Origin of the sequence: Streptomyces spinoverrucosus, assembly GCF_006539505.1 — a bacterium.
Taxonomy (GTDB): Bacteria; Actinomycetota; Actinomycetes; order Streptomycetales; family Streptomycetaceae; genus Streptomyces; species Streptomyces spinoverrucosus.
This window is the reverse complement of the sequence record NZ_BJND01000096.1, coordinates 1-23,583: the sequence shown is the minus strand read 5'-3', so window position 1 is coordinate 23,583 and position 23,583 is coordinate 1. Positions and strand designations below refer to the sequence as shown.

Annotated in this window: 21 protein-coding genes and 2 pseudogenes; 8 read left to right on the top strand and 15 right to left on the bottom strand. The window is 71.3% G+C overall.

Annotated features, from left to right (window positions below):
• Positions 1-20: 20 nt before the first annotated feature.
• Both SSP24_RS45440 and SSP24_RS39225 read left to right on the top strand, forming a co-directional pair.
• The gene (locus SSP24_RS45440; RefSeq protein ID WP_373306736.1) at positions 21-158 is read left to right on the top strand and encodes a DUF397 domain-containing protein; all 138 of its coding nucleotides are present in this window, start codon (positions 21-23) and stop codon (positions 156-158) included.
• Between the two features lie 43 nt (positions 159-201).
• A complete protein-coding gene (locus SSP24_RS39225) occupies positions 202-924 on the top strand; it encodes a hypothetical protein (protein ID WP_141315540.1) in 723 nt (240 codons plus the stop codon).
• Here SSP24_RS39225 and SSP24_RS39220 read toward each other — a convergent pair whose 3' ends face one another.
• From SSP24_RS39220 to SSP24_RS39210, 3 genes are read right to left on the bottom strand one after another with little or no spacing between them, the layout of a single operon-like run.
• A complete protein-coding gene (locus SSP24_RS39220; RefSeq protein ID WP_141315538.1) occupies positions 925-1,347 on the bottom strand; it encodes a GtrA family protein in 423 nt (140 codons plus the stop codon).
• The gene (locus SSP24_RS39215) at positions 1,347-2,324 is read right to left on the bottom strand and encodes a glycosyltransferase family 2 protein (protein WP_141315537.1); all 978 of its coding nucleotides are present in this window, start codon (positions 2,322-2,324) and stop codon (positions 1,347-1,349) included. The genes SSP24_RS39220 and SSP24_RS39215 overlap by 1 nt, the downstream gene beginning before the upstream one ends.
• Positions 2,325-2,361: 37 nt before the next feature.
• A complete protein-coding gene (locus tag SSP24_RS39210) occupies positions 2,362-5,019 on the bottom strand; it encodes a YfhO family protein (RefSeq protein ID WP_167529831.1) in 2,658 nt (885 codons plus the stop codon).
• A gap of 555 nt (positions 5,020-5,574) precedes the next feature.
• Between SSP24_RS39210 and SSP24_RS39205 the strand changes: the two genes are divergently transcribed.
• From SSP24_RS39205 to SSP24_RS39195, 3 genes are all read left to right on the top strand, one after another.
• A complete protein-coding gene (locus SSP24_RS39205) occupies positions 5,575-9,525 on the top strand; it encodes a WD40 repeat domain-containing protein (protein ID WP_141315534.1) in 3,951 nt (1,316 codons plus the stop codon).
• Between the two features lie 286 nt (positions 9,526-9,811).
• Positions 9,812-10,600 carry a GntR family transcriptional regulator gene (locus tag SSP24_RS39200; protein ID WP_141315532.1) on the top strand — a complete coding sequence of 263 codons (789 nt, stop codon included), beginning with the start codon at positions 9,812-9,814 and terminating at the stop codon, positions 10,598-10,600.
• Between the two features lie 8 nt (positions 10,601-10,608).
• Positions 10,609-11,373: a glycosyltransferase family 2 protein gene (locus SSP24_RS39195; RefSeq protein ID WP_141315530.1), complete on the top strand. Its 765-nt coding sequence runs from the start codon at positions 10,609-10,611 to the stop codon at positions 11,371-11,373.
• Positions 11,374-11,416: 43 nt separating this feature from the next.
• Here the strand turns inward: SSP24_RS39195 and SSP24_RS39190 are convergent, their stop codons facing one another.
• The 6 genes from SSP24_RS39190 to SSP24_RS39160 form a co-directional block, all read right to left on the bottom strand.
• On the bottom strand, positions 11,417-11,788 hold the full coding sequence (locus SSP24_RS39190; protein ID WP_218037141.1) for a VOC family protein: 372 nt from the start codon (positions 11,786-11,788) through the stop codon (positions 11,417-11,419).
• Between the two features lie 44 nt (positions 11,789-11,832).
• Positions 11,833-12,765 (bottom strand): FkbM family methyltransferase, encoded by a 933-nt coding sequence (locus SSP24_RS39185; RefSeq protein WP_141315528.1) that lies wholly within the window; start codon positions 12,763-12,765, stop codon positions 11,833-11,835.
• Positions 12,762-12,971, bottom strand: coding sequence for a ferredoxin (locus SSP24_RS39180; RefSeq protein WP_141315526.1), 210 nt, complete (start codon positions 12,969-12,971; stop codon positions 12,762-12,764). Before SSP24_RS39180 ends, SSP24_RS39185 begins: the two co-directional genes overlap by 4 nt.
• A gap of 83 nt (positions 12,972-13,054) precedes the next feature.
• Entirely contained in the window at positions 13,055-13,543 is a 489-nt protein-coding gene (locus SSP24_RS43465; protein ID WP_176605075.1) for a hypothetical protein, read from the bottom strand.
• A gap of 77 nt (positions 13,544-13,620) precedes the next feature.
• Positions 13,621-14,280, bottom strand: coding sequence for a response regulator (locus SSP24_RS39165; RefSeq protein ID WP_141315524.1), 660 nt, complete (start codon positions 14,278-14,280; stop codon positions 13,621-13,623).
• 2 nt (positions 14,281-14,282) lie between these two features.
• Positions 14,283-15,248 carry a HAMP domain-containing sensor histidine kinase gene (locus SSP24_RS39160; protein ID WP_141315522.1) on the bottom strand — a complete coding sequence of 322 codons (966 nt, stop codon included), beginning with the start codon at positions 15,246-15,248 and terminating at the stop codon, positions 14,283-14,285.
• A 555-nt stretch (positions 15,249-15,803) separates the two neighbouring features.
• Here SSP24_RS39160 and SSP24_RS39155 point away from each other — a divergent pair.
• From SSP24_RS39155 to SSP24_RS44620, 3 genes and pseudogenes are all read left to right on the top strand, one after another.
• Positions 15,804-16,094 (top strand): DUF3040 domain-containing protein, encoded by a 291-nt coding sequence (locus SSP24_RS39155; RefSeq protein WP_141315520.1) that lies wholly within the window; start codon positions 15,804-15,806, stop codon positions 16,092-16,094.
• 42 nt (positions 16,095-16,136) lie between these two features.
• Complete coding sequence (locus tag SSP24_RS39150) at positions 16,137-17,675, top strand: potassium/proton antiporter (protein WP_141315518.1); 1,539 nt, start codon at positions 16,137-16,139, stop codon at positions 17,673-17,675.
• A 116-nt stretch (positions 17,676-17,791) separates the two neighbouring features.
• Positions 17,792-18,094: pseudogene (locus tag SSP24_RS44620) on the top strand (hypothetical protein); the annotation flags it as partial.
• Positions 18,095-18,391: 297 nt separating this feature from the next.
• On the opposite strand, the gene SSP24_RS39135 reads toward SSP24_RS44620, so the two are convergent.
• From SSP24_RS39135 to SSP24_RS39110, 6 genes and pseudogenes are all read right to left on the bottom strand, one after another.
• Positions 18,392-19,633, bottom strand: coding sequence for a cation:proton antiporter (locus SSP24_RS39135; protein ID WP_141315516.1), 1,242 nt, complete (start codon positions 19,631-19,633; stop codon positions 18,392-18,394).
• Between the two features lie 6 nt (positions 19,634-19,639).
• Positions 19,640-20,110, bottom strand: a complete 471-nt coding sequence (locus tag SSP24_RS39130; protein WP_141315513.1) for a cation:proton antiporter regulatory subunit — start codon at positions 20,108-20,110, stop codon at positions 19,640-19,642.
• A gap of 109 nt (positions 20,111-20,219) precedes the next feature.
• Positions 20,220-21,284 carry a hypothetical protein gene (locus SSP24_RS39125; protein ID WP_229865553.1) on the bottom strand — a complete coding sequence of 355 codons (1,065 nt, stop codon included), beginning with the start codon at positions 21,282-21,284 and terminating at the stop codon, positions 20,220-20,222.
• A 140-nt stretch (positions 21,285-21,424) separates the two neighbouring features.
• Positions 21,425-21,508: pseudogene (locus SSP24_RS43630) on the bottom strand (DNA-binding response regulator); the annotation flags it as partial.
• Between the two features lie 17 nt (positions 21,509-21,525).
• A protein-coding gene (locus SSP24_RS39115) for an IS5 family transposase (RefSeq protein ID WP_141315543.1) occupies positions 21,526-22,310 on the bottom strand; the annotation gives its coding sequence in 2 pieces (ribosomal slippage) (positions 21,526-21,977 and positions 21,977-22,310; 786 coding nt in all).
• A 219-nt stretch (positions 22,311-22,529) separates the two neighbouring features.
• Positions 22,530-23,583: IS701 family transposase (locus SSP24_RS39110; RefSeq protein ID WP_141315509.1), on the bottom strand; the 1,054-nt coding region annotated here is incomplete at its 5' end.

Sequence of the window (23,583 nt, the reverse complement as noted above, 5' to 3'; positions counted from 1 at the left end):
CCCCGCCAGGCCAAGCCCCCATACGCGACTCGAAGGATCCGCTCGGGCGCTCGATCATCTTCCGGGCTGATGCCTGGTCGTCGCTGATCGGCGCCCTCAGGCACGGTGCCCTGACCGAGGCGGGGCAGCCGGGACCCCTCCCGCCCCCACCCCGGTAAACAGGTGGGCCCGCTACCCGACGCCCGCCCTGGGAGGGCCCGCATGACGCGTCCCCGCTTCGCAGCACGTGCCGCAGTCCTCGCCGCGCTGAGCGTCGTCCTGCTGTCGTCCTGTGGGTCGTCCGAGCCCGAGATCTCCGGGCCGGAGTTGTTCCGTGAGTACACGAGGTCCACCGACGTCGAGAACGACAAGTTCCCCACCGACGACGGCCGCTCCAGCGAGGACCGGCTGGCCAACTTCGCCGCCTACTACACGCCCGAACAGCTCCAGTACGCCCTCCTCGCGGCCACCCCGTGCGACGACACCGCGACCGAGCCGCCGTGCTCGCCCAACGCATCCGTCCGACAGGCGGCGAAGGACTTCGCCGGAGCCTCCGGCACGCTGTATCAGCGGTCCGTGCTCGTCAAGCGGGAGGACAAGTCCCTTGAGCTGGTCACCCTCTACGTGGCCCGCTCCGCCGACAAGAAAACCGCCCTCATCGACTCCGACGGGGCGACCTACACCGGCGGTCTCGACGACTTCCGGCGGCACAACGACATCTTCGACGTGGACGACACCATCCTCACGCCCCAGGGCATCGACTCCGTACCGGGTGAGGGCAAGATCGTCGCCGTCTCCGGGCACACGCCCGTGAACTGGGTGCCGTGGGTCGTCGGCGGTGCCGCCGTCGTGGTGCTGCCCGTGGCCGGGGTCGCCGCGGGGCGGCGGCTCGCGCCCCGGCGCCGGATCAGGACACGGCGGAGCCCGCAGAGCCCCGCCGCTTGATCACTCCCCGGCCGTTCCCCTCTTCGGCACCATGATCATGCGCGCCACCACAAAGGTCACCGGCACCGCCGCCAGCGACGCGATGAGGGGGGCCAGGCGGTTGCCGGCGTGCAGGATGTCGACGATCACGTACACGCCCGCCGTGGTGACCACGAAGCTGGTGGCATTCGTCAGGGGGAACAGCAGGAACTTCCGCCACGTCGGGCGGGTCCGGTACGTGAAGTGGGTGTTCAGGAAGAACGATCCCGTCATGCTCAGCGCCGTCGCGACGACGTGTGCGGCCAGGTACGGCATGTGCGGCAGGAACAGGAGGTAGAGGCCGTAGTACGTCCCGGTGTTGATGACACCGATCACGGCGAAGGTCAGGATCTGCCCCGTGACCGGGCGCGCCTGCGCAGGACGCGTAGTCGTCGTCGTACTCATCAGGGAATGAGGTCCTTCGTCCGGCCGCCCGTGCTGCGTTCCGGCGATCCTTCCACATTCGTCGCCTTCACCAGGAAGTGCGGGCGGCCCTTCACCTCGTAGTAGATCCGGCCCGTGTATTCGCCGATGATCCCCAGCATGATCATCTGCATACCGGCCGCCGCCGTGACCGCGGTGATGATCGTGACGTAGCCCGGCGTGTCCACGCCGTTGACCAGGGCGGCGATCACGATCCACGCCGTGTACAGGCCCGTGCACAGCAGCAGCCCCATGCCGAGGTAGAGGGCCGCCCGCAGCGGTCTGTTGTTGAAGGAGATCAGGCCGTCCATGCCGTAGTTGAGCAGGCCCCTCAGCGTCCACGAGCTGCGGCCGTGCTCGCGTACGGCGTTCTCGTACTCGAACGTCGTGCTCGGGAAGCCCACCCAGGCGAACAGGCCCTTGGAGAAGCGGTTGTACTCCGTGAGGTCCAGGACCGCGTCCACCACCCGGCGGGAGAGCAGGCGGAAGTCACCGACGCCGTCCACGAGTTCCACGTCCACGAGGCGGTTGACGAGGCGGTAGTAGAGGCGTGCCGTCACCGTGCGGAGCGCCCCGTCGCCGGTCCTCGTACGCTTGGCGATGACCTGGTCGTGGCCCTCCTCGTGCAGGGCCACCATGCGGTGGATCAGCTCCGGCGGATGCTGGAGGTCCGCGTCCATGATGATCACGGCGTCTCCGGAGGCGTGCCGCAGTCCGGCGAGCAGGGCCGCCTCCTTGCCGAAGTTGCGGCTGAAGGAGACGTAGCGCACGCGCGCGTCGAGTTCGGCCAGTTGCTTGAGCAGGAGCAGCGTGCGGTCGCGGCTGCCGTCGTCGACGTAGACGAACTCCATGTCGTGGCCCAGCGGCAGGAGTTCCTCCGCGACCTTCTGGACCGTCTCGTGGAAGCGTTCTATGACGTCTTCCTCGTTGAAACAGGGTGCGACGATCGATATCAGCATGGTTTTCCCCAGGTCTTCTGCGGGCGCCGGTGGCCGGTCACGCGCTCGCGCGCTCGGGCAGTGGAGTCGTCGGTCGGGGTGGTGCGGGGTGGGGCGTGGTACGGCGTCGAAGGCGGCGGTCCCGTACGACGGTCAGCGCGCCCAGCGCGAGCAGCGTCAGCAGCGACGCCCCGCCCACCGCCGCGCCCAGCCGCAGGCCGGGCGGGTGGAACGTGCAGGTGACGGTGGTGGCGGAGCCGTTCAGGGGTACGGCGATCAGGCCGTAGTACTGCTGCGCGGGTACGGCCGATGCGTCCCCCGTCGCGCAGCGCCAGCCGGCGATCCGAGGGGCCGCGATCACGGCCGTTCCCCTGCTGCCGGGCGGGAGTTCGGCGCGGATCTCGCCGCTGTCGGAGAACGTCACGTCGGTGGCGCCGGTGGCCGTCAGCCGTTCGGCCGCCGTGCGCAGGCGCGCGGTGTCCAGGCAGCCGACCGCGCCGTCGGGGACGACGCCCTCGCGGTCGGGGGACAGTTCGACGCCGAGTCGGCCGGACGCCGGGACCTTGCCGAGTCGCTGCATGGCGGAGATCTTGGTGACGGGGTGGTCCGCCCGGAAGCGGCCCGTCAGGCCGCCGGCCGTGTCGCCGGTGAGGCGCGCGGTGCCGGAGAAGTGCGGCGCCCACAGGTAGACCTCGTCACCGGCGGGGCAGTTGGCCGTGATCGTCGGCCTGTTTCCGTCGGCACCGCCGCGAGCGGGTATGAGGACGCCCGGACGGTCGTCCGCGCTGCGCCGCGGCGGGGTGCCGTCCGCCGTGCGCACGGTGATGCGGGGGACGGTGTAGACGCGGGTGCCGAGCAGCAGTTCCTGGTTGCGGTACGGCGACGGGCCGAAGTCGGCGACCGTCCCGCGTGCGCCGGTCGGCCGTACCGTGACCAGCGGCGGCACCTGCTGCCGGGACACGCTCAGCGTGCCGCCCTCGTTGCGGAACCACCTCTGATGCGGGTCCGGCGGTGAGTGCACCCGTGCGCCGACGGAGAAGATCACGTCGGTGACGGCGTTGTCGAGGCTCTGGACGTTGCGGCCGCGCGAAGTCCAGCCGTCCCCGAGGGCGGTGAGGGTGCGACTGAGGACGTCGGAGGTGAGGCTGCTGTAGTACTGGGCGCCCTGCCCGCCGACCATCAGCGGGTCGTTGCCGACCGTCTGCTCCCGGCCCGGGTCGGTGCGGTACCGGGGCCAGCCGTCGGCCTCGGCGATCGCCTCCGCCTGCCGTTCCTGCCGCGCTCCCCAGGTCGCGTAGTCGTCCATGTGCCCGAGGCGCATCCGGCTGGCCACGGCGGACGTCGCGGTGGCCTCGCCGAGTTGTGTACCGATGAGCAGCAGCGCGGCCAGGGCGGGCAGTACGACACGGCCTCTGGCGGTCAGGTGAGCGCCCCGGGTCTGCCGGACGGCGAGCAACGTCAGCCCGGCCACCGACCCCAGCACGGCCACGAAGAACACCGGCCAGGCGAACGGCCGTATCAGATAACTCCCGCTCGCCACGACCGCGATGAGCGCCAGCAGCCCGCCCGCGGCGCTCAACGCCCGCCACCCGGGCACCCCGTACGCCAGCGCGTGCCACGCCGCGATCACCAGCAGCGCGCACAGCACGAACGTCTGCCGGTACGGACTGCCCTGCGGCGTCGCGAAGGCGTGCCACAGCAGATGCGTCGGCCCCCACTGCAACGACAGGGCGACGGCGACCACCAGCAGCGTCCAGCCGAACCGCACCCGCGGGGGCACCGCCGGGTGGAAGGGCAGGGCGAGGGCGAGCAGCAGCGCGGTGATGCCGACGTACACGGCCGGTGAGCCGAAGCCGTACGTCGCCGGCAGCAGCCGCGCCAGCACGTCCTCCGTCGGCACCGGCACGAACTCCCGGACGCGGCCCGGGTAGGCGTGCTTGGTGCCGAAGTACACGACTGTCACCAGCGGCGCGGCCAGGCCCACCCCGAGGCCGACGGTGACCACCGCCCGGCCCGCCGCCCGGAGCTTGTGCCGCAGCGTGCCGTCGGTGAGCGACAGCCGCAGCAGCAGCACCAGACCGGCGGCGAGGGTGGCCATGTACGCCGTGTAGAAGTTGGCGATCCAGGCGACGGCCACGATCAGCACACCGAGCACCTGACGCAACCGGCGACCCCGGCCCCCGTCCCGCAGCGTCCACTCACCGACCAGGCACAGCAGCGGCAGCGCGAGGAGGCCGTCGAGCCACATGGTGTTGTACGAGGCACTCGCCAGCGTCCAGCCGCACAGGGCGTACGACGCTCCGAGCAGGCCCGCCGCCCACCAACGGCCGGGGCGCAGGGTGAGCAGCAGCCAGGCCATCGCGGCGGCGGCCGACGCCACCTTGAGCACGGTGATGACATACACCGCGAGGTCGATCCGGTCCCGCGGGAACACCGCCACCAGCAGGGCGAACGGGCTGCTGACGTACGTACCGAGGTCGGGCAGGAAGCTGGAGCCGTAGCCGGACTGCCAGTTGACGAGGAAGCCGCCGTCGGCCCTGCCGTGCAGCAGGTCCCACAGGTGGGCGTGGAACGGGACGTACTGGTTGCCCAGGTCGTTGACGTTCCGGGTGTCGGGGCCGAAGGGGTAGGTGCGTGCGACGGCGTCGGCGGCGCAGAACGCGGTGACGGTCAGGACCGCGGCGAGCAGGGCGGCGGCCGGTCTGGGCTGTTTCACACCCTGTCCCTGTCCGGGCGGCACCAGCGGTTTCCGTGACCCGCGCCACGTCCGTGCGAACAGACCATTCTGGGCAGTCCTCCTGGGGAAGTGGCACGCGTCGCATTTCGTCCCATGCTGCGGCTCCCGCGCGCCCTCGTTCGCCGACTTAGATGATTACCGGATCCCCATGGTTGTGCCTCGGACGGAATTACCGGGTAAGAAATCGAATACGAAGGCAGCCATTCCGGTTACAGAAGAAATTCCGGTGAAATTGGTTATCGCCAGGTGAACGAAAGGCGTCATTCCAGCAACGCAAGCCGCCCCGGAAGCGTTCTCCCGGGGCGGCTTGGGTATGAGCTGGACATGATCTTGACCAGCCTTGAGCAACGTCGTTCGGCACCGGTCCCTCCCCACGTGGAGACCGGTGCCGAACGACGCGCGCAGTGGAAGTCAGCCTCCCATCCAGGGCTCGCGACGAGGAGGGTTCCGGCGTCCGGACGACCACAAATCCGCAGGTCAGACGTATAAAGTGGGTTTTCCGGTCCGGATGGCCAGGTGCGGCGGAAGTAAGGGGTGGAGACCTTGGGTTCGGACTCAGGGGCACGCACAGCCTTCGCGGAACGTCTCGCGCTGCTGTACAAGGAGGCGGGCAACCCTCCCCTGAAGAGCGTGTCCGAGGCCGTCGTACGACTGAAACGGGTGGACGAACGGGGGCGACCCGTACGGGTCTCCGCGCAGCGGATCAGCGACTGGCGCCGGGCGAAGAACGTACCGGCTCAGTTCGCGGCGCTCGCGGCCGTGCTGCACGTACTCATTCCGCAGGCCCGGCGGGCCCGGCCCGTTCCCGTGTCCACCGGTCTGTACGACATGGGCCAGTGGCAGCGCCTCTGGGAGCGTGCGGTCGGCGGGGCGGCGGACCCGGAAGAGGAGGAGGGGCCTCCGGCCGACGGCGGCCCGCCCGTTCCGGGCGGTGTGTGCCCGTATCGGGGGCTGGCCTCCTACCGCCAGCAGGACGCGCGCTGGTTCTTCGGGCGGGAGCGCAGTACGGACGCCCTGGTCGCCCAACTGCGGGCGGCGGAGCGGACGGGCGGGCTGGTCATGCTCGTCGGGGCCTCGGGGGCGGGGAAGTCCTCGCTGCTGAACGCCGGTCTGGTGCCCGCCCTGCGCGGCGGTCAGGGCCGGGAGGTGGTGCAGCTGGTGCCGGGGGCCGACCCGCTCGCGGAGCTGACCCGCCGTATCCCCGGGCTTGCACCGGTCGTCACGGCGGAGGAGCCCGGCACCCCCGAGTTCGCGGACGCCGTACGGGAGGCCGTCACGGCGTGGGCGCGGGGTGAGACCCGGCCGGTCGTCATCGTCGACCAGTTCGAGGAGGCCTTCACCCTCTGCTCCGACGAGACCGACCGGCGTACGTTCATCCAGCTCCTGCACGCCGCGGCCTCCCCCGCCGGTCCCGAAGAACCGGCCCCCGTGCTCATCGTCCTCGGCATCCGCGCCGACTTCTACGAGCAGTGCCTCGGCCATCCGGAGCTGGCCGACGCCTTGCAGCACCGGCACATGGTGCTCGGGCCGCTCACCACCGCGGAGCTGCGCGAGGCGGTGACCGGCCCCGCCAAGGCCGTGGGCCTGGAGCTGGAGCCGGGGCTGGCGGAGCTGATCGTCCGGGAGGTGAGCTCCGACGGACCGCGCGGGGCGCACGACGCGGGCGCGCTGCCGCTGCTGTCGCACGCCCTGCTCGCCACCTGGCAGCGGCGCAAGGCGGGCCGGCTGACGCTGGCCGGATACCGCGCGGCGGGCGGCATCCAGGGCGCGGTGGCGGCGACCGCCGAGCGGGCCTGGTCCCGGCTGGACCCGGCGGCGCGGACGGCCGCGCGGCTGCTGCTGCTGAGGCTGGTCCGGCTGGGCGAGGACACCCAGGCGACCCGGCGGCGCGGGACGCGGCGGCAGCTGGCGGAGGAGTCGACGGACCCCGGCAAGACGGAGGAGTCGCTCGAAGAGCTGGTGCGCGCCCGGCTGGTGACCCTCGACGCCGAAACCGTGGAGATCACCCACGAGGCGCTGCTGCACGCCTGGCCCCGGCTGCGCGACTGGATCGACGAGGACCGCGGCGGCAACCTGCTGCGCCAGCGTCTTGAGGAGGACAGCCGGGCCTGGGAGGCGACCCACCGCGACACGTCCTTGCTGTACCGGGGTTCCCGGCTGGAGCAGGCGCACAACTGGGCGCGGTCCGCCGGTGACACCTCCCTGACCCGCAGCGCGGTCGACTTCCTGGCCGCCTCGGTCCGGCTGCGCCGGCGCACGGTGTGGATCAGCCGCAGCGCGGTGGCGGCCCTTGTCGTACTGGCGGTGCTGGCGGTCGGGTCGGCGGTGGTCGCGTGGCAGCAGCGGGACGACGCGGTGTTCGAGCAGGTGCTCGCCGAGGCCGACCGCGTCCAGTACACCGACCCGTCGCTGTCCGCCCAACTCGACCTGGTCGCCCACCGCCTGCGCCCGGACGACGAGGGCACCAACAACCGGCTGGTGTCGATCGTCAACGCACCGCTGGCCACCCCGCTGCTCGGCCACACCGGCGCCGTCTACCTCACGACGTTCAGCCCCGACGGCAAACTCCTGGCGACCGCAAGCTACGACCGCACGGTCCGCCTGTGGAACGTCGCGGACCCGGAGCGCCCCAAACCCCTGGGCAAGCCCCTCGCCGCGCACACCAGCTGGGTGAGCACCGCCGTCTTCAGCCCCGACGGCAAGACCCTCGCCAGCGCCTCCGACGACGGCACGGTCCGGCTGTGGGACGTCCGCGACCCCGGTCACCCGCGCCCGCTCGGCGCGCCGCTGACCGGCCACGACGGCACGGTCTATCTGCTCGACTTCAGCCCGGACGGCCGTACGCTCGCCGCCGCCACCGAGGACCGTGTCGTACGGCTGTGGAATGTGGCCGACCCGGCCCGGCCGACCCGGCTCGGCGCGCTCACCGGCCACACCGCCGCCGTGCGCTCGGTCGCCTTCAGCCCCGACGGGCGGACCCTGGCGTCGGGCGGCGACGACACCACCGTCCGGCTGTGGGACCTGACCGACCGGCGGCACCCCGAGCCGATCGGCGGCCCGCTGACCGGCCACCGGGCCCTGATCCACTCCGTCGCCTTCAGCCCCGACGGCCGCACCCTCGCCAGCGGCAGCGCCGACGACACCGTCCAGCTCTGGAACGTGACCGACATACGGCACGCGGGCCCGCTCGGCGCCCCGCTCACCGGGCACACCGGGCCCGTGTGGTCGGTGGCGTTCAGCCCGGACGGCTCCCTGCTCGCCGTCGCCAGCGCGGACAGCTCGGCGAGCCTGTGGAACGTCAGCAACCCGGCGTTCCCCTCCCAGGTCGGCGAGCCGCTCGCGGGCAGCAGCGGCGAGATGTACGCCCTCGGCTTCAGCCCCGACGGCCGTACGCTCGCCACCGGCACCGGCGACAACAAGGTCCGCCTGTGGTCGATACCGAGGTCGGACATGGTCGGCCGGATCGGGGCGTTCCGCCCGGACGGGCGGGTGCTCGCCACGGCCGCCCGCGACGAGCGGATCCGGCTGTGGGACGTACGGGCGCCCAAGCGGCCGGTGCTGCTGAGCGAGCCGTTCCTGCCCGCGGAAGGCGACGTCCGTTCGGTGGTGTTCTCCCCCGACGGGCGCACCCTCGCGGTGCTGACCGGCAGCCGCGCGGTGCAGCTGTGGAACGTCACCGACCCGTCCCGTCCGGTCGCCTACGGCCCACCCATCGAACTGCGCACCCGGTACGCCGGGCCCGACGCACTGGCGTACAGCCCCGACGGGCACACCCTGGCCACCGCCTACGACGACCGCACCATCCAGCTGTGGAACGTCGACGACCCCTCCAACCCCCGGCGGCTGGGCGCACCGCTCACCGGCCACACCGGCTACGTCCTCACCCTCGTCTTCAGCCCCGACGGCCGCACCCTGGCCAGCGGCAGCGCCGACACCACGATCCGCCTGTGGAAGGTGACCGACCCCCGGCACGTCACCCGGCTCGGCACCCCGCTGCGCGGCCACCTCGGCCCCGTCAACGCGCTCGCCTACAGCCCCGACGGCCAGACGCTCGCCAGCGGCAGCGACGACAACACGGTCGGGCTGTGGGGTGTCGCGGACCCGCTCAAGGCGTCCCGGCTCGGCCCGAACCTCACCGGCCACACCGAGGCCATCGTGTCCCTGACGTTCCGCCGGGACGGTCACACGCTGGCCAGCAGCGGCAACGACGACACGGTCCGCCTCTGGGACGTCAGCCGCCCGTCCACCGCGGAGCCCATCGGGCAGTCGCTGAGCCCCAACGCCAAGACCGGCAATTTCCTGTCCTTCAGCCCCAACAGCCGCCTGCTCGGGGTGTCGAGCGGCGCCGGGACCGTACGGCTGTGGGATCTGAACGTCGACGACGCGGTCAAGCACATTTGTTCGACTACTCGGGGTGTACTGACGCCGGAAAAGTGGCACGAGTACCTGTCGCGACTGTCCTACGAGCCGCCCTGCCCGCAGTGATCCGCGTCACAGCACCTCGACGCACCTCGTCAGTCGGCTCCCGCGCCGCCATCCGCCTTGTTACTCTTGGCCACAGCCCGATCGCTGGTGCATCCCCCGTCGCCAGCGATCGGGCGTTTTCGTTCGCCGGTGCCCCGCATGAAATGGCGAGGCATTCTTCGATACGGCGCCACAGGTGGATGTATTGCGGCGCGAGCGCACCGCAATTTGACAAAGTCCCGTCCTGATTTCCGATACAGCCGGGCCCGGTCGGCAAGACCTCTTTAGGAGTCCTAGGCTGGCTCATATGCCGAAGGCGTACGAAGTGATCGCGGACGACATTCGCCGGTCCATCCGCGAGGGCGAACGCAGGCCCGGTGACCGGCTGCCGGCCGAGACGGAGCTGGCCGAGCGGTACCGGCGCAGTGTGCCGACGGTCCAGAACGCGCTGCGGGTGCTGAGCGAGGAAGGTCTGATCGACAAGCGGCACGGCCTCGGCACCTTCGTCCGCAGCCCCCGCACGCTCGCGGTCCGCGACAACCGACGGCACCAGTGGGAGAAGGACCGCGCCCGTCGGCCGTTGCCCGAGCGGGCCGCGACCGGCGCGACGGAACACGACACCGGCCTCGATCACCAGGACCTGGTCTTCCACGCGAGATACCGCGAGATCGAGGCGCCCGAGGAGCTGGCGGAGGCGTTCGGTGTGCCCGAGGGCACGGTCCTGCTGGAGCGCCGCTACCGGACCAGGTGCGCGACGGAGACGGCGCCCTTCAACCTCGTGACGTCCTACCTGGTCCGCGACATGATCGCCGCGAACCCCGCTCTCCTGGACGAGACCAACGAGCCCTGGCCCGGCGGCACCCAGCACCAGCTCTCCACCGTCGGCATCGAGGTGGCCCGCATCGAGGAACGCTTCACCGCCCGCCCGCCGACCCCGGAGGAGGCCGCGGACCTGGAGCTGGAGCCGGGCACGTCGGTGATCCTGCTGCACAAGACGTCGTACGACATCGAGGACCGCGTGGTGGACATCTCCGACGTCACGCTGCCGGGCGACCGCACCGAACTGCTCTTCACCACGTGGCTGGAAAGGTGGTGAGGGCTGCCGTGACCCGGCACGTCGCCATCGTGACCGCTGTGCATCCCCCGTCGGCCCGCTTTCTGCCCGACGCCTACGCGTCGCTGTGCGAGCAGCGGCTTCCGGAGGGCTGGGAGTGGCGGTGGGTGATCCAGGAGGACGGGGAGTCGGAGGACGTCCGCCCGTATGTGCCAGACGACGCACGGGTGACGTTCCGTCAGGGGCGGCGCGGGGGACCCGGGGTGGCGCGCACGATCGCGCTGGCGCACGCGGACGGCGAGTACGTGAAGGTCCTGGACGCCGACGACCAGTTGGCGCCGGGTGTACTGGCCCGCGATCTGGCGGTGCTGGAGGCCGAGCCGGGCGTCGGGTGGGTGACCTCCCGGGTGCTGGACCTGTTGCCGGACGGCTCGACAGCCGGCTTCCCGGGCGACCCGCAGGACGGGCCGGTCGAGCGGGGCGCGGTGCTCGACTTCTGGACGGCGAACGACTTCCGCGCCCAGGTCCACCCGGCCTCGCTCTGCGTACGACGGGATCTGCTGCTGGCGCTCGGCGGCTGGATGGCGCTGCCCGCGTCCGAGGACACGGGACTGCTGCTGGCGCTGAACTCCGTGAGCCGGGGCTGGTTCTCGGCGGAGGTGGGACTCCTCTACCGCAAGTGGGAGGGCCAGGTGACGGGCCAGTCCTCACACGTCGATCCGGCCGAGCGGGCGGCACGGATGACGGTGGCGGAGGCACGGGCGCGGGCGCTGGCGAAGTTGGGCTGGCGGTATCCGGCGGGTGGGGGCACGTAGGCCCTGCCGTTTGGATCGGGTCGGCTGAGAGAGACTGCGGCTTTCACACCGCCTCGCCGATGTCCTGGGCGAAGGTGACGACGTTCCCGGACGGGTCGGTGACGGCGGCGACGCGGAAGCCGCCCGGGGTGTCCTGGACCGTCCCCAGGTCCAGCCCTCGGGCCGCGGCGAGCCGTACCTCTGCGTCGACGTCGTCGACGGCCAGCGTCAGCATGGCGGCGCCCGCGCGGTCGGGTTCGCGGAGCAGCTGGATCGCGCCGCCCGGGATGACCTCCCACTCCGCCAGGCCCTCCATGGGGTCGCGGTCGGCCGGGCGGCCCCAGAGGCGTTCGTACCAGGTGCGCGCCGCCTCGAAGTCGGCGACGGGCATGACGGCGTAGACGGTGTTGATGGCCACGGTGGGTACCCCTTTCATCCGCTTTCGCACCTTACTGAGTGCCCGTCGGATGTCCTCGGAGGTCAGGGGAGCGCCTCGGCGTCCGTGCGCGAAAAGACCAGGTCGCTCTCCCCGACGACCGGCCCCCGCCACCGCAGGGGCACCCGGCGGGGACCGCTGAGCGCGGGCGGATAGCTCGCGGGGGCGTAGTCGTTGGCCAGGCGGTAGACATGAAAACCGGCCCCGGCCATGGTGCCCAGCAACTCCTCCACACCGTCGCCGAGTTTGGCCATGCGCTCGGGCGTCACCTCCACCGTGATCTCGGCATCGGGCCGCAGCCGGTCCAGCACGGGGGCGAGCCCGCGTACGACGCTCCCCTCCGCCCCCTCGACGTCGATCTTGATCACCCGGGCGTTCTCCAGCTCGCCCGGCTCCAGCAGGTCGGGGAGCGGTGCCGCCTCGATCTCGAAGACGGCCTCGGCGGGGCCGTCGTAGGGGACGATGCTGTTCGCGCCCATGTTGCGCGAACTGGCGAGCGTGAACGTGAGCTTTCCGCGGCTGTCGGAGACGGCGGCGTGGACGGCTCGGACGGTGCGGCAGCCGTTGAGCCAGGCGTGCTGCTCCAGCCGCCGGTGCAGGACGGGGGACGCCTCGACGGCCACGACCCGGCCCGCGTCGCCGACGAGTTGCGAGGCCAGGACGCTGAAGACGCCGATGTTGGCGCCGACGTCGACGAAGCCGTCGCCGGGCTTGAGGCGGCCGGAGAGCCAGCCGGTCATATGGGGTTCCCAGACGCCGAAGAGGTAGAGGTAGCGCTGGATCAGGTCCCGCGTGTCGACCGCGAAACGGGCGCCCGACCGGGTCTCGGCGAGGCGCCTGCGGGGATGGTCCCGCAGGTACGGGTTGAGCAGGCGCGCGGCGAGGGCCGCCTTGCCGAGGCTGCCGGGGGCGTGCCGTACGTACCGGCTGCCGAGGGTGACCAGGACGTCCGTGGCCGCCGCGAGGGGGCGGCTCATCCGGTCGGCGCGCGACGCTCTTCGGTGACCGTGATGGCCTGCGACGGGCACCCCTCGACCGCCTCCCGGACCTTGGGATCGTCTCCGGCGTCCTCGCGCCCCGGGATGACCGCGCCGAAGCCGTCCACGACCGTGAAGACGGACGGGGCCCGGTAGGCGCAGTCGCCGGAGCCGTAGCAGCGCTCGGGGTCAACGGAGAGCTTCATTCCCACTCCAGTGGCCTTGAGCCCGTGAAGCGACGGGCCGATCGGAACCGAGACGTACGTCCCTTCCCTGCCCGTCGGGCGGTTCACCGAACCGGCGATGCTTCTCCGGCGGCGAGAGTGAGCCAGTGGGCGACCCTGCGGACGGTCGTCTCGTCGAGCTGGTCCACGACCGCCTGGACGGCCGTCTCGTCGTCCGGGGCGAGGTCGTAGAGCCCGGCACGGTTCAGCGCGGCGACGAGCACCTGGTGCCGACGGTCGGTCATGCGTTCGGCGAGCTTGGTGGGCTGGGCGGGGGTGCCGGTGGGCGGCTCGGGTGCGGCGGCGGGGGTGGCCTCGACGGCGCCGGGAGCGTCCATCCGCTGCCACGCGCCGTCCTTCGGCCCCCACAGCGTCACGGCCGGATCCTCGCCGCGGGCCCGCAGCGTCTGGGTCATCTCACCGAGGGCGTACAACACCGGCACCCGGTACGGCGACTGAGCGCCGACCCGCCAGGACGCGGAGGACGGCTCGTAGAACATCGCGACCCAGCGTGGCGTGCCGGGCGGCTGCGGGCTCTGGGGACGTGACGGCACGGGACATCACTCCTTCGGGAAGCGGCAGGCCGGACGATAGCTGACGGGTCGTCAGTTCACCAGAGTGCTGGGCTCGGTCAGGGTTCGATCAGGCCGACCCGGATGGCGTAGCGGGTGAGTTCCAGGCGGTCCTTCATGCCGAGTTTCTGGAGCAGGTTGGCGCGGTGGCGTTCGACCGTCTTGGGGCTGATGACGAGGAGGTCGGCGATCTCCTGTGTGGTGTGGCCCTCGGCGACGAGTTTGAGGATCTCCTCCTCGCGGTCGGTGATGGTGCGGGCGGGCAGGGGGCGGCCGTCGCGGGCGTGTTCGAGGTAGTCGCGGATGAGGGCGTTGACGGCACCGGGGTAGAGGAAGGGCTCGCCGCGCATGGTGGCGCGGCAGGCTTCGACGAGGTCGCGGTCGGCGACGGATTTGAGGACGTAGCCGGAGGCGCCGGCGGCGAGGGCTACGAAGAAGTACTGCTCGTTGTCGTACATGGTCAGGATGAGGATGCGGGTCTCCGGCCGGGTGCGGGAGAGTTCGCGGGCCGCCTGCAGGCCGGTCAGGCGGGGCATGGCGATGTCGAGGATGGCCAGGTCGGGGTGGTGGGCGCGGGCCTGAGCGAGGGCCTCGGCGCCGTTGTCGGCCTCGGCCACGACGGTCAGGTCGGGTTCGCTGTCGAGAATGAGGCGGACTCCGCGGCGGACCAGGGCGTGGTCGTCGGCGAGGAGGATGCGGGTGGGAGTCGGCTCGGGCATGGTCAGGGGTTCCGGTCGGGGTCGGAAGCGGGGGCGTGGACGGGGGCGGCCAGGCGTACTTCGGTGCCGCCGCCGGGGGCGGGGCCCACGGTGAGGTCGGCGCCGATGAGCAGGGCGCGTTCGCGCATGCCGCGGATGCCGGCGCCTTCGGGGGAGTCGCCGATGCCGTGGCCGTCGTCGTGGACGCGGAGTTCGACGCCGGTCGGGGCGCGGGTCAGCGCGAGGTCGGCGGTGCGGGCGTGGGCGTGCCGGGCGGTGTTGGTGAGGCCTTCCTGGGCGACGCGGTAGAGGACGAGTTCGGTGTCGCGGCCGAGCTGCGGCAGGTCCGCGTCGAGGTGGTGCGTGACGGTCAGGCCGGGGCTGGTGAACTCGGTGGTGAGGGATTTGAGGGCGCTGGCCAGGCCGAGTTCGTCCAGGACGCCGGGGCGCAGGCGGCGGGCGATGCGGCGGATCTCGTCCAGGCTGCCCCGGGTGGTCTCCTGCACTTGGTGCAGCTCCTCGCGCAGGCCCGCAGGGGCGTGGTCGGCGACGCGTTTGAGTTCGAGCAGGGCGGCGGTGAGGGTCTGGCCGATCTCGTCGTGCAGCTCCCGCGCGATGCGGCGGCGTTCGGCTTCCTGAGCGGACAGGGCGCGGGCGCTGCTGGTGGCGCGTTCGTGCTCCAGACGGTCGAGCATGGTGTTGAAGGTGGTGATCAGCTCGGCGATCTCTCCGTGGCCGCCGGCCGTGGGCCGTCGCCCCGGGCGGAGCAGGTCGGTGGTGGTCATGGCCTGGGTGAGGCGTTGCAGTGGCGCCAGACCGATGCGCAGCAGGAGGGCGTTGGCCACGAGCATGGCGGCCAGGCCCGCGGTGAGGACTGCTGCCTCGGTGAGCAGCACGGGCGTGGAGACGGTGACCGGGCCCAGCAACAGAGCCGTGGCTGCGATCACGACGACGGCGTTGAGCAGGAAGATCCGCCAGAACAGGGACACCTCGTCCCGCCTCCTTCCCGTGAGCCGCCACCACTCTCAGCGTGTGCGCGGCCGGGGGCGACCGCCATCCGTGACAGCACCCATCTTCGTGCCCACCGCCGGCCGCGCAGTCGGCCTGTCCGTGCCCGGCGGCCGGTTCGCGGTGGCGGTGTTGTGCAGGTCCTCCGTCAAACGTTTGTGCGTGTCCGGCACCAGGAAAAATGGGTGTTGAGCCTGATGGCGGGAGCCGCTGGAGGGGGGAATGCTGGAGTCCGGGTGAGACAGCCGCGACGGCGTCCGAGTGTGTCGGGCCGTGCTGCGGTCTCCGGCAGGACGTGGCGCCGGTGGTGGCGCGCACTCCGGCGGCCACCGGGCCACCGGGAGTGTCGTGGGTGGTTCGGTCATCCGGAGCGGTCCGCCGTGGTTGGGCCGTGGCAGTGCCGGACGTGCCGGGATGGCGAGCTGTCGCACCCTGGCCCGCCGTCCACGCCCGGTGCCGGAGGAGATGCCCATGGCTCAAGCCGTTCCCTGCCTCACCCGCCCCCATGCGGTGACAGGTTCCGTGAAGGAGGAGCCGTGCCCCAGTCCGACGACGAGCGTCTGGTGGACCTCGCAGCCCGGCTTGAGCGCAACGATCCCCGGTTCGCCCGCGCGCTTGCGACCGGACGCCCTGCCCGGCCGCGCGAGTACCGGCACACCGGCGCCTGGTGGGCGCTGGCGGCCGGGGTGGCGATGCTGGTCACCGGTGTCGTCGTGGCCGACGGGCTGCTCATCGCCACGGGCCTGGTCGTCAGCGGCATCGCCGTACAGCTCTTCGACTCTCCTCACGTACAGAAGCGCCGCCGTAACTATCCCGACCGTTGCTGACACCCCGGAAGCGGCCGCGCGAGGCAGGGCCAAGGGTGGCCGGTGACGCTGCAAGAGCTGTACGCGATGCTCCTGGTCGGCGGGGTCGTGCTGCTGGCCAGCATCATCGGGGCACGGGCGGCGCACCGGCTCGGCCTGCCCAGTCTGCTGCTCTTTCTCGCGGTCGGCGTGGTGACCGGCGAGGACGTGATCGGCCTGGAGTTCGACGACGCCCAGCTCGCGCAGGCGCTGGGCACGGCGGCCCTGGCCGTGATCCTGGTCGAGGGTGGTCTGAGCACCCAGTGGAGCGACGTACGGCGACTGCTGGCCCCCGCCGGGGTGCTGGCCACCGTCGGCGTGGGCGTCTCCGTCGTGGTCACCGCCACGGGGGCGCATCTGCTGCTGGGGATGGACTGGCATCCGGCGCTGCTGCTCGGCGCGATCGTGTCCTCCACCGACGCCGCCGCGGTCTTCGCCGTCCTGCGTTCCCTGCCGCTGCCGCAGAAGGTCACCGGGCTGCTGGAGGCGGAGTCCGGGTTCAACGACGCACCCACCATCATCCTGGTGCTGGTCTTCTCCACCGCCTCCACCGACCTGCCCGACCCCGCGCACATCGCCGGCAACATCGTGTACCAGCTGGTGGTGGGCGGCGCCATCGGCCTGGCCGTCGGCCGGGTCGGGGCCGTGGCGCTGCGGCACATCGCGCTGCCCGCCACCGGCCTGTACCCGCTGGCCACCGTCGGCTTCGGCATCGTCGCCTTCGCCGCCGCCGGGGCCGCGGGCGCCAGCGGCATCATCGCCGCCTACCTCTCGGGGCTGGTCCTGGGCAACTCCCACCTGCCGCACCGCGCCGCCACCCGCTCCTTCGCCGAGGGCACCGGCTGGCTCGCCCAGATCGGCCTGTTCGTGATGCTCGGGCTGCTGGTCACCCCGAGTGAACTGCCCTCCGCCGTCGTCCCGGCCCTCGTGGCGGGCCTGGTGCTGCTGCTCGCAGCCCGCCCCGTCTCCGTCCTGGTGTGCCTGCTGCCTTTCCGGGTGCCCTGGCGCGAGCAGGCGTTCATCTCCTGGGCCGGGTTGCGCGGGGCCGTCCCCATCGTGCTGGCCACCTTCCCCATCGTCGAAGACGTCACCGACGCCGACGACCTGCTGAACATCGTGTTCGTCCTGGTCGTGCTCTTCACTCTGATCCAGGGCCCCGGGCTGCCCGCCGTCGCCCGCAGACTGCGGCTGACCCGGCCCAGCGCCCTGCGCGAGGTCCAGGTCGAGTCCGCGCCGCTCGACGTCCTCGACGCCGACCTGCTCACCGTGTCCGTCCCGCCCGGTTCCCGGCTCAAGGGCGTGGCCGTGTCCGAGCTGCGTCTGCCGCCGCCCACCGTGATCACGCTGATCGTCCGGGACGGCACCACGCTCGTACCGCACGGGGACACTGTGCTGCGCACCGGCGACGAACTACTGCTCATCACCACGCCCCAGAACCGGGAAGCCGCCGAGCGCAGGCTCCGCGCCATCGGGAGGCGGGGCAGGCTCGCCCGCTGGCTCGGCGAGCACGGCACACCCGAGTCCTTCGATCGGCCGGAACACCCTGCGGCGAACGGCGACTGAGGAGCCGTGACATGGGTCGAGTCATCCGCGTACGCGTCGACAACGCCGCCCGCGACGGCGTTCCTGATACCGCCGACGCCGGCCTGCACAGCTGCCCCGCGCACTGACGCGCCTCCCGGGGCCGGTGGCGGGCGGGCGGCACCCTGGTCGCCCGCGGCGAGTTCTCGATCGTCATCGCCGGGCTCGCCGTCGGCGTCCAACCGCGCATCGGCCCTCTGGCCACCGCCTACGTCCTGATCCTGGTCGTTCTCGGTCCGCTCGCCCGCCGCTTCACTCGCCCTGCCGTCGAGGAAGCCGCTCGATGCGACCGTGACCGCGACCGCCGAGCCCGCCGAGGCCGCGCATGCGAGCGGCTGAGCCACCAGGGCAACGCCGGAGCGCACAGCCGACGGTGTGCGAGCCAAGGGGGAAAGCCGTGACCGTCCAGGACGCGCCCGGGGCGTTACTCGACGGCTTCGAACGGATCCTGGCGGACGCCGCTGCCCCGGGCCGACGCGTGACCCGCGACGAGAAGCGAGTCCCCGCCGTGCGCTCGGCGCCCGGGCGGCCGAGGCCGGGCACGGCCGGCGCAGCCTGGTCCGCGCCCACGCCGTCGCCGTTGCCGAGGGGCCGGAGAAGTACGACGAGACCGGCCCCCGATGGATTGGGCCGCCCCGGTGCTGACGCAGACTCCCGCGAACCCGGCTCGACCCGTCAGGCCGCCCAGGCCTCCTCGGTCATGCCCGGCCGACCGTGTCCTGGTCATCCACCGCTTCGTGCGCCTCCGTGAGCGGCGCCTGGGCCGTCGGCGTGGGCTTGGCCAGGCGAGCGGCCAGACGCAGGGCCACGGGCTCGGTCCAGCGGGCGGTGAGCGGGCCGAGAATCACCAGGATGAGCACGTACGCCGTGGCCAGCGGGCCCAACGAGGGCTCGATGCCGGCGGTGACGGCGAGTCCGGCGATGACGATGGAGAACTCACCGCGGGCGACCAGGGTGCCGCCCGCCCGCCAGCGGCCTTTCGCGGAGATGCCCGCTCGCCTCGCGGCCCAGTAGCCGGTGGCGATCTTCGTCAGCGTCGTGATGACGGCCAGCGCGAGGGCGGGCAGCAGCACCGGCGGGATGCTGGCCGGGTCGGTGTGCAGGCCGAAGAAGACGAAGAAGACCGCGGCGAACAGGTCCCGCAGCGGGGCCAGCAGGTTGTGCGCGCCCTCGGCGACCTCGCCGGACAGGGCGATGCCGACCAGGAACGCGCCCACGGCCGCCGAGACCTGCAGCTGCTGGGCGATGCCGGCCACCAGCAGGGTCAGGCCCAGCACCACCAGCAGCAGTTTCTCGGGGTCGTCGCTGGAGACGAAACGGGAGATGTGCCTGCCGTAACGCACCGCCAGCACCAGTACGAGCCCGGCCACACCGAGTGCGATGGCCAGGGTCACGCTGCCCGCCGCGAGGCTGGTCCCGGCCAGCAGCGCCGTGATGATCGGCAGGTAGACCGCCATGGACAGGTCTTCCAGCACCAGGATGCTGAGGATCACGGGCGTTTCGCGGTTGCCGAGCCGTCCCAGGTCGCCGAGCACCTTGGCGATCACGCCGGACGAGGAGATCCACGTGACCCCGGCGAGGACGACCGCCGCCACCGGCCCCCAGCCGAGCAGAAGAGCCATGGCCGCGCCGGGCAGGGCGTTGAGCGCGGCGTCGACAAGTCCGGCGGGGTACTGCGTTTTGAGGTTCGAGACCAGGTCAGTGGCGGTGTACTCCAGGCCCAGCATGAGCAGCAGCAGGATGACGCCGATCTCGGCGCCGATCGCCACGAACTCCTCGCTGGTGCCGAGGGGCAGCAGACCACCCTCGCCGAAGGCGAGCCCGGCCAGCAGATACAAGGGGATGGGCGAGAACTGGAAGCGTCCGGCGAACCGGCCCAGCAGTCCCAAACCGAGGATGATCGCGCCGAACTCGATCAGGAAGACCGCAGACGAGTGCACCGCGGATCACTCCCGCCCGAGTATCGCGGCGGCGGCTTCGACGCCCTCGCGCGTACCGATCACGATCAGGGTGTCCCCGCCGGCCAGTCGGAAGTCCGGCCCCGGGGAGGGGATCGCCTCCGCCCGGCGCAGCACCGCCACGATCGACACACCGGTCTCCGTCCGCATCCGGGTGTCGCCCAACAGCCGTCCGTTCCAGTGCGACGTCGCGGACAGCTCGATCCGCTCCGCAACCAGCCCCAGCTCGGTCGTCGACAGCAGACTCGGGCTGTGGTGCGCCGGCATCAGCGCGTCGATGAGCGCCGCCACCTCCCCTGCGGTCAACCGTGCCGACATCGCGCACGCGTCCGGATCGTCCTCCCGGTACGCGCTCAGCGTCCGTGAACCGTCACGATGGGCCACCACCGACAGACGGCGCTGTTCCCGCGTGGTCAGGTCGTAGCGCACCCCGATCCCCGGCAGCGGCGTACTGCTCATCCGCGCAGCGCCCACGGCTGTCCTCCTGTCTGGCTGTGATCCTTGACTGTTTCTTTGGAAAGCCGTCGGTGCCACCCTAGCGACCACCCCGAATCCGCTTCACGGCGCGTCAGGAACGTGTGGCGATCGCGCAGCCGTCCTGCGGGGTCTGCATGTCTTGGCCGATCGCCGTACTGCGGTCGTACGGGTCGACCGCGGCGCCGGCCGCGCTGGTCGATTGTTCCGCCCCGAAAGGTGGCTGGAAGTATCCGGTGTGGTTGTCACAACCGCCGTTTGTCATGTCGAGCTTGTACGACAGGACCGAGAAGGTCCCGGGCTCCGTGATGACCTTGGAGGGGTCGTCCCAGCTCATCACCACCTCGCGTCGCACGATGGTGCGTACGACTTCATCACTGTCTGACGCCGCGCGCGTCACTGGATAGACGAAGGTGACGTCAGCGGTCACCTGGAGCGCACCGCGGTCGCCTTCCTGATAGGTGATGCGGCCCCGCGTCTTGACCACATCTCCCACCAGACGGGCTTTCGAGGTCTCGAAGCGGCTGAACAACAGCAGCGGATCGCGATCCTTGCTGGGCGTCCGGAACGCGGCCTTCAGGAACGCCTGGACGTCCTGTTGATGCGGGTTGATCAGCTTGATCGCCTTCTCAGGATGCTCGCCCCGTAGCACGCGAGGATCCAGGTTGGAGGCGACCATGAAGGTCCGGCTCTTTGCGAGAGCCTGCTCGACCTGGGCTGTAGTCATCCACCCAGTCGCCTCGGCCTCAGGAACAGTGATCCCCGCCGAACCATTCGCCCAGCGTGCCGCAGGAGACCCCTTGAACGGCTCATCCAGGGTGGGCCGCAGGGCCGGCACCGCCGAAGGTGCCTGTTCCGGCCGCTCGGTCTCGGCTGGCAATGGCTGCGACTGCGGATCCCCGCCACCGAACAGGGCGTGGATCCGCTCAGGGGCGAGGGCCACGCCGAGCACCATCACGAGTGCGAGTAGCCCGCCTACGTACCAGCCCTTCCGCCGCCGCGGCCGGGGCGGCGTATAGGTACGCCAGCCGTCAGTGCGGTCGGGTTCCGCCCGAAGTCTCCTCGCTACCTGGCGGGCGCGGGCCGAGGGTTCCTTGGGCGCGTCGGCGACACCATTGACCGACTCGCGAAGAAAACGCTCCCACTCCTCATCGGACATTGACGCACCGTTTCGATCCCCACCCGCGCCCAAACCCCGCCCCCTTGCCCTCGCGGCATGCCTGCAGCTCCCTCCATGGAGTCGCGCCGGAATAATCGCATGAAGCTTCTGGAGCAGGTTGGAGCGGTGGCGTTCGACCGGGCGTTGACGGCGCCGGGGTAGGGGAAGGGTTCGCCGCGCATGGTGGCGCGGCAGGCTTCGACGAGGTCGCGGTCGGCGACGGATGTGCTAAGAGTTCATCTCATTTGGTGAGTCTGCGGTAGCAGATGAGGGTGCAGGCGATGGCCGCGAACGCGAGGAAGTGCTCGGCCTTGCGTTCGTAGCGGCGGTGCAGGCGGCGGCAGCCACCCAGCCAGGACACGGTGCGCTGGATCGTCCAGCGGTGTCGGCCCAGCCTCGTGGAGGACTCGATGCCCTTCCGGGCGATGCGGTGGCGGATGCCGCGCTTGTGAAGCCATCGACGCAGGTCGTCGTAGTCGTAGCCCTTGTCGCCGTGAAGCTTGGCGGGCCGCTGGCGGCGCGGGCCGCGGCGGGAGCGGATCGGCGGAATCCCCCGCACCAAGGCTTGCAGGGCCTGGCCGTCATGGAGATTGGCACCGGAGATACCGATCGAAAGGGGCAGACCAGTCCGCTCCGTGATCAAGTGGATCTTCGAGGCCTTCTTGCCCCGGTCGACAGGATTCGGACCTGTCAGTGCCCCCCTTTCAGGGCCCGCATGTTCACCGAGTCGATCGCGCACCGCGACCAGTCCAACTCCCCGCGCGCTCCGAGCTCGTCCAGGACCAGGCGGTGCAGCTTGGCCCCCACTCGGGCGGCGGTCCACTCAGTGAAGCGCCGGTGCGCGGTCGGGCCCGACGGGCCGAAGACCGCAGGCAGTTGCTGCCAGGCGCAGCCCGTCGTGGCCACGAAGATGATCGCGGCCAGTGTCTCGCGGTCGCCGTACCGCCGCCGGCCGCCACCTTGCGGCCGTGTCGGGGCGGGCGGCACGACCCGCTGGAAGAGGTCCCATAACTCGTCCGGCACCATGCGCTCCACGATCGTCACGAACTCAGGCTACCGACCGAGCCAAATGAGATGAACTCTAATACTGCAACGGTGCTTGCCGTGACTGCTGGCCAGGTCAGGGGCTGTGTCCGCGTCGTTTGTAGTGGCTGGTGCGGGCCTGGTGTTGTCGTCTTCGGCGCCAGGCCGACCAGTGCAGGATGTGCTCGACGGGGGCGGGCCGGCGGTCGGCGAGGCGGGTGATCAGCCGTCGTATCTCGGCGAGGCTGAGGTGGATGAGCTGGGAGGATCCGTTTCTGCTTTCCCGGCATCCAGCTCGCGGGCTCGCAGGACGGTCAGGCAGGCGTGGGCAGCCATGGCCAGGGTCATGTGGCGGTGCCAGCCGGGATAGCGGCGGACCTGGTAGTGGTCCAGGCCGCATTCCTGTTTCGCGCTCTGGAAGCACTCCTCGATGGCCCACCTGCTGCCCGCGATGCGGATCAGGTCGTCAAGCGTTGTCTCAGCCGGGCAGTAGGCGATGTAGTAAGAGATCTCCCCGGGCCGGCTCACGCTGCGGCGGGCGACGACCCAGTGGCGGCGGTCGGGCCGGTGCCAGGGCCTGACCTCGACGCGTGCCCAGTCGTAAATCCGCAGGCCGTGAGCCCCGCTGCCGCAGGAACGACGCTTCCATTTCTGCCGGGCAAGACCGTTGAACAGGTCGTGGACGGGATGGTCGATCGCCCAGCGGGTGACCACGGTGTCGTGGCGGGTGGTGGCCATGACGTGGAAGACGTCCGCCCGCTCCAGTTCCGACCGCCAGCCTTTGCTGAACCCGTAGGCGGCATCCGCGGTCACCCACCGAAACGGGATCTTGTCCGCGATGGCGCGGCGGACCATCGCCTTCGCCATGGCCACCTTGGTCTCAAAGGCGACCTCGTCATCGATGCCGGCCCGGCGACACCTTTCGCGGTCGTCGGTCCAGGAGGTGGGCAGATACAGACGCCGGTCGATCAGTGTCCGCCCGCGGTCGGTTGCATACGCGAGGAAGACGCCGACCTGGCAGTTCTCCGTCCGCCCGGCGGTGCCGGAGTACTGCCGCTGCACCCCGGCCGACCGCGTCCCCTTCTTCAGGAAGCCCGTGTCGTCCACAACCAGGACGGCGTCCCGGTCGCCGAGGTTGTCGACCACGTACTGACGCACGTCGTCGAGCACCTCATCCGCGTCCCACTCGATCCGGTTCAGCATCCGGTGGATACGATCCGGACCTTCGTGGCCGGCTGCATCATGCGCCAGCCCCTGCCGACACCGCTCCGCGAGA

Coding starts and splice junctions, on each gene's coding strand:
- SSP24_RS39225 (WP_141315540.1), top strand. CDS start 202: ATGACGCGTCCCCGCTTCGCAGCACGTGCCGCAGTCCTCGCCGCGCTG.
- SSP24_RS39220 (WP_141315538.1), bottom strand. CDS start 1,347: ATGAGTACGACGACGACTACGCGTCCTGCGCAGGCGCGCCCGGTCACG.
- SSP24_RS39215 (WP_141315537.1), bottom strand. CDS start 2,324: ATGCTGATATCGATCGTCGCACCCTGTTTCAACGAGGAAGACGTCATA.
- SSP24_RS39200 (WP_141315532.1), top strand. CDS start 9,812: ATGCCGAAGGCGTACGAAGTGATCGCGGACGACATTCGCCGGTCCATC.
- SSP24_RS39190 (WP_218037141.1), bottom strand. CDS start 11,788: ATGAAAGGGGTACCCACCGTGGCCATCAACACCGTCTACGCCGTCATG.
- SSP24_RS39185 (WP_141315528.1), bottom strand. CDS start 12,765: ATGAGCCGCCCCCTCGCGGCGGCCACGGACGTCCTGGTCACCCTCGGC.
- SSP24_RS39180 (WP_141315526.1), bottom strand. CDS start 12,971: ATGAAGCTCTCCGTTGACCCCGAGCGCTGCTACGGCTCCGGCGACTGC.
- SSP24_RS39165 (WP_141315524.1), bottom strand. CDS start 14,280: ATGCCCGAGCCGACTCCCACCCGCATCCTCCTCGCCGACGACCACGCC.
- SSP24_RS39130 (WP_141315513.1), bottom strand. CDS start 20,110: ATGAGCAGTACGCCGCTGCCGGGGATCGGGGTGCGCTACGACCTGACC.
- SSP24_RS39125 (WP_229865553.1), bottom strand. CDS start 21,284: ATGTCCGATGAGGAGTGGGAGCGTTTTCTTCGCGAGTCGGTCAATGGT.